The organism is Streptomyces poriferorum, assembly GCF_019399235.1.
Classification (GTDB): domain Bacteria; phylum Actinomycetota; class Actinomycetes; order Streptomycetales; family Streptomycetaceae; genus Streptomyces; species Streptomyces poriferorum.
The window spans coordinates 1-2,106 of sequence record NZ_JAELVH010000506.1 but is presented as its reverse complement, the minus strand read 5'-3'; the positions used below and the strand labels follow the sequence as shown (position 1 = coordinate 2,106).

Genomic DNA, 2,106 nt, shown 5'->3' with positions numbered 1-2,106 from the left:
TCCGAGAAACAGTGCCTAGACCGCGCGGCCACCACAGAGGGCTCCGGCTGGATGCCGCCGCGCCGGTGGGGCGAGCCGCTCGTGGTCACCGATCCCGGCCCGCGGGGCGGGCGGGTCAACGGAGTCCGCCGCTCGTGGGACTCGCTCACCCCGGCCGAGCGCCGCCGCCTGGTCGCCCCCGAGGGCGGGTCGTGCCTGCTCGCGGTGAAAAGCGGGGGTGGCCCTTTCACCGCCTGGGGCACGGTCTTCGAACGGACCTCCGACCGGATCCGGGCCCGCTTCGAGCCCCGCTTCCCTCACGTGTGGCCCCACCGATGCCGTCACACGTTCTCGATGAGGACCCTTGAGTACCTGGTCACCGGACACTACCGGCAGGCAGCGAAGTTGGTGCGGGACACCGATGCCGACGCCGCGCTGATCTTCTACCTCTCCAAGGCGGACCCGCTGCTGGTGCTGCGTGATTTGTTGGGTCACTCGACTGTTCTGACGACGGAAAAGTACCTCCGCCGCCTGGATACGACTCGCATCTACCGGGATGCATACGAGGGTGCCGGGGCTGCGGCCGGGCTGGCCTGCGACGCGGCGGCCGAAGATGAGGCCGCGGCGGAGTTCTCCGATGATTTCGTGGAAGGGGAAGCCTGATGCCGGCGATGCTCATCGATGATCCGCTCGGCATCACCTGCGTGTTCAGCAACGGCCGCCGCGCGGAGTTTTCCCTGGACGGGCTGCCGAACCCATGGCTGGCCCGGGATCTGGCCTGCGGCCTGGCCGAACTCGTCCATCCGCACGGGACGGTCGATTCCGCGGGCAGCGTCATGCACTACGTCAGTTCCGCCCGTCACATGGTGCGGGCCCTCGCAAGCCGAGGATTCACGAGCGGTGCCGACCAGCTGAGCCGTGGCATGCTCGCCGAGTACTGGATGGGTACCTCGATGGGCCGCGAGGCCCACACGCGCCACATGATCCTGGGCTTCGCCGCAGGTGGTGGGGGCCTTGCCCCGGGGGTGGAGGAACTCGCAAACGGAAGGAACTTCAACCCGCAGCCCTACCGCAAGCCCTTGCCGCCCTACCCGGAGAAGGAGTGGGACCGCCTCACTACCGCCTGCCGCACCGTGGTCGAGGAAACGTACGCCGCCCACCGGCAGGCCCTCGCCACCGCCGCACGCGGCCGGCATCCTGTCGGGGGCGGCTGGACACCGGAGAACTTCCGATGGCTGCTGTCCCAGGTCGGACCGATCGGAACCCCCGACCTCGCACGGACCCTCGGCGTGACGTTCGAGGCCGTCCACCGGCACGGGGCCGGTGACTTCCACGAAGCTCTCCAAGATCTCTTCCCGCACCTGGACGCGTCGATCGCCTACCGCCTGCTGTTCGGCATCTACTGCGGCATCGTGCCGGACGGCATCGACGGACTGGGGATCGCAGACGTGGACTGGGCCGGTGACGCCTCGATCCTGCTGTCCTACGTCAAGGGCCGCACCGCGGCCGAGAGCCTGAACCTGCCCCGCCGAGCCGTGCGCCTGCTGGAACAGTGGCTCGCGCACTCCGCGCTGCTGAGGACCTTCACACCGCCCGGAGACCGAGATCGGCTCTGGCTCTGCCTGGCCCGTCCGGGCAACCCCGCCCTCGCGGCCCAGAAGATCACGAGTGCCTCCCGGCAGAGGTGGGCCCAGCGTCACGGCATCCTCGGCGCCGACGGCAGACCGCTGAAGATCCACCGGGCCAGGATCCGCACCACCCACCACGCGATGCGCGACAAGCGGACCTGGACCGGCAGCGGGCGGGCCACGATCGATCCGAACCACAGCCCGGCCGTCGAAGGCGATCACTACCTCACCGCCACCACTCCAGCCCAGCGCAGAGCGGTCGAGACCATCGTCGAGGACGCCCAGCACGACCTGCTCGCACGCGCCCAACCGCCCACAGTCCTCACCGACGAAGACGCCGCAACCTTGGCCGAGGGCTATCCGCAGCTCGTGGCCTCGATGGACATGAGCGAAACAGCCCTCGCCGAACTGGTCGGCGGGCAGCGCGATGTGTTCACCGCGGCCTGCGGCGACCAGCTCTCCGGATTGCACGGGCCGAAAGGCAAGCCCTGCCCAGCCC

Annotated in this window: 2 protein-coding genes; both read left to right on the top strand. The window is 69.6% G+C overall.

Annotation, left to right across the window (positions count from 1 at the left end):
- The first annotated feature begins 81 nt into the window (after positions 1 to 81).
- Positions 82 to 642 carry a site-specific integrase gene (locus tag JGS39_RS39060; protein ID WP_219574511.1) on the top strand — a complete coding sequence of 187 codons (561 nt, stop codon included), beginning with the start codon at positions 82 to 84 and terminating at the stop codon, positions 640 to 642.
- Positions 642 to 2,106, top strand: a 1,465-nt coding sequence (locus JGS39_RS39055; protein WP_219574510.1) for a hypothetical protein, incomplete at its 3' end; no start/stop codon positions are given. The genes JGS39_RS39060 and JGS39_RS39055, both read left to right, overlap by 1 nt.